This is a genomic window from uncultured Campylobacter sp. (genome assembly GCF_938040115.1).
In the GTDB taxonomy this organism is placed as follows: domain Bacteria; phylum Campylobacterota; class Campylobacteria; order Campylobacterales; family Campylobacteraceae; genus Campylobacter_A.
This window is the reverse complement of sequence record NZ_CALHXD010000275.1, coordinates 1-2,230: the sequence shown is the minus strand read 5'-3', so window position 1 is coordinate 2,230 and position 2,230 is coordinate 1. Positions and strand designations below refer to the sequence as shown.

3 protein-coding genes are annotated in these 2,230 nt (G+C 46.8%); 2 read left to right on the top strand and 1 reads right to left on the bottom strand.

Going from position 1 to position 2,230, the window contains the following annotated elements; all coding sequences use genetic code 11:
* The coding region (locus tag Q0314_RS09275) for a uracil-DNA glycosylase family protein (RefSeq protein WP_298058468.1) at positions 1-482 on the top strand (482 nt) is incomplete at its 5' end.
* Positions 479-1,678, top strand: coding sequence for a hypothetical protein (locus Q0314_RS09270; RefSeq protein ID WP_298058467.1), 1,200 nt, complete (start codon positions 479-481; stop codon positions 1,676-1,678). The genes Q0314_RS09275 and Q0314_RS09270, both read left to right, overlap by 4 nt.
* Here the strand turns inward: Q0314_RS09270 and Q0314_RS09265 are convergent.
* Positions 1,666-2,064 carry a YbgC/FadM family acyl-CoA thioesterase gene (locus Q0314_RS09265; protein ID WP_298058466.1) on the bottom strand — a complete coding sequence of 133 codons (399 nt, stop codon included), beginning with the start codon at positions 2,062-2,064 and terminating at the stop codon, positions 1,666-1,668. The two genes, Q0314_RS09270 and Q0314_RS09265, sit on opposite strands and share 13 nt — an antisense overlap.
* Positions 2,065-2,230: the final 166 nt, after the last annotated feature.

The following is a 2,230-nucleotide window of genomic DNA, read 5'->3' as shown; positions in this document are numbered from 1 at the left end:
TTTGCAAGAGCGCAAACCACGCACTAACGGGCCTTGGAGATAAAAGCGCTAAGGTGGTTTTCGTATTTGACGCGCCAAGCGCCGCCGAGGATGCGAGCGGAGAGTTTTTGGCTGGCGACGATAAATTTTTGCAAAATTTAAACGAGCTAGTAGGACTTAAAAAGGACGAAATTTACGTCACTAGCCTGCTAAAATGTAAGCCCGCCGCCAAAGCTCCGGCAAGCGCATACGGGCTTTGCGAGCCGTATTTTAGCGCGGAAACCAGTCTAGTCGCGCCAAAGCTTATCGTAGCGCTTGGCGAAGAGGTTTTTTACAAAATGATAAAACAAAGCGCGCAAAGCTTTGAAACCATAAGGGGAAACATAATGAAATTTAAACACTCAGCCCTGCTGGCGACTTATTCGCCAAGCGTCGTAGCGAAAAATCCAAGCAAAAAAGAGCTGTTTTTCAGCGATTTAAAAAAGATAAAAGAGTACCTATGAGAAAAATTTTAACCGTTTTATTGATCTGCTCGGCGCTATTTGCCAGGAGCGACAAACCATCGGACATTCCGCCGGCTAGCGAAATTTATATAAATTTGGAACCCGTCAAATGTAACGACACATGTTTATTAGAACTCGTTAGAGAGGGTCTTTTGCATAGCTTTTTGGCTCGCTACGAAGGCAGTTCTAATCAAGAAATTTTACAAGCCTTTAACGCTCTAAACGGCTCGTACGTAAACGCCGGCACCGAAAGTCTGACGCCAAACTCCAGCGCCGAGTTTAAGATCGCCGTCATCATCCCGCAAGATAGCATAAAAAGCTACGCCGGCGTCGTCTCAAACGCGGTTATAGCCTATGTAGTGAGACAAAACGCCCCTATCGACGTTAAATTTTACAACATCGGCAACGAAGCCCCAAGCGCTATCGACGGCGCACTAGCACGCGCTAGAGGCGAAAATATCTCCTATATCATCGCGCCGTTTACGCCTGTGGGCGCAAAATATCTAAACGAGGTTTTAGATCCGTCTATGACGGCTTTTGTGCCCACTCTGCACATCTCTAGCGTCGATTCGCCGCAGGATAATTTGATATTTGGCGGTATAGACTATAAAGGGCAAGTCGAAAAACTGCTAAATTTCTCAAACGGCCAAGTCGCGGCGTTTTCTGACGGCAGCGCACTAGGAGCGGCGCTAAATCGCTATGCGGACGAGCTTAGCGGCGGACTAGCCTACGAAAATGAGATCGCAAACGGCGTCACCGACCTAAAGTCGATGCTCTCTGGCAACTCGAGACTAAGCGGCGCGACCGTTTTTCTAAACGTTCCGCTCGTGAAAGCCTCGATGGTGAGCTCTCAGATGCGCCTTTACGACGTCAAATTTAACGCCCTTTTAAGCACTCAGATCAACTATGCGCCCAGCATCTTTAAACTCATGCAACCGCAAGATAGAGAAAAGCTCTACATTGCCAACTCGATCTCCAAAACCGACGGCGCGCTAGACTCAAACAACGAAATTTTAGGGCAAAATTTGAACTTTAACTGGGTAGGCTACTCCGCTAGCGCCGGGCTTGACTACATCTACGCGACCTACCTAAACCGCGGCGCGCAGAGGCTTTTTAACGAGAGCGTCGAGGACTCGCAGATCATCTATGATACGAAGGTTTTAAAAGCCGGCGAATACGGCTTTTACGAGCAATAAGAGGAGAGAAAATCCACTATCTCCTCGCTCATCTTAGCAGGCTTCAGATTGCTAACAAACGCGACCTCAACATCCGCTTCAAAGACGAGCTCGGGTTCGCATTCACCGCTTAAATTTGCGATTTTATAAATTTTATGATTTATGAGCGCGGAGGCTTTTTTTAGGTTCGTCACGCTCGTTTTTACCTCGAGCAGATCGCCAAGAACGGCAGGCTTTTTAAATTTCGCCCGAATCTCGCTCACGACAAAATGCCCGTCCTTGCTAAAAGGCTTAACCTCCGAGTCAAAAAACATCTGGCTGCGCGCCCTTTCGCAATACTTTATATAGTTTGCGTGATAGACTATGCCGCCTGCGTCGGTATCTTCGTAGTAGATTCGTATTTTCACGGTATTTCCTTAGGCTTTTAGATCAAGCCTCATTTTACCGATTTTTCTTAAAAGCTCCATTATATCCGTTCCTTTTTCTTGTTCGGCTTTGATAAATTTCTCGAAAAACTCGCGCTTTATATCCTTATAAACGTAGGTTTGGCTTTTGCTAGCGGATTGGATGGGT

Coding starts and splice junctions, on each gene's coding strand:
- Q0314_RS09270 (WP_298058467.1), top strand. CDS start 479: ATGAGAAAAATTTTAACCGTTTTATTGATCTGCTCGGCGCTATTTGCC.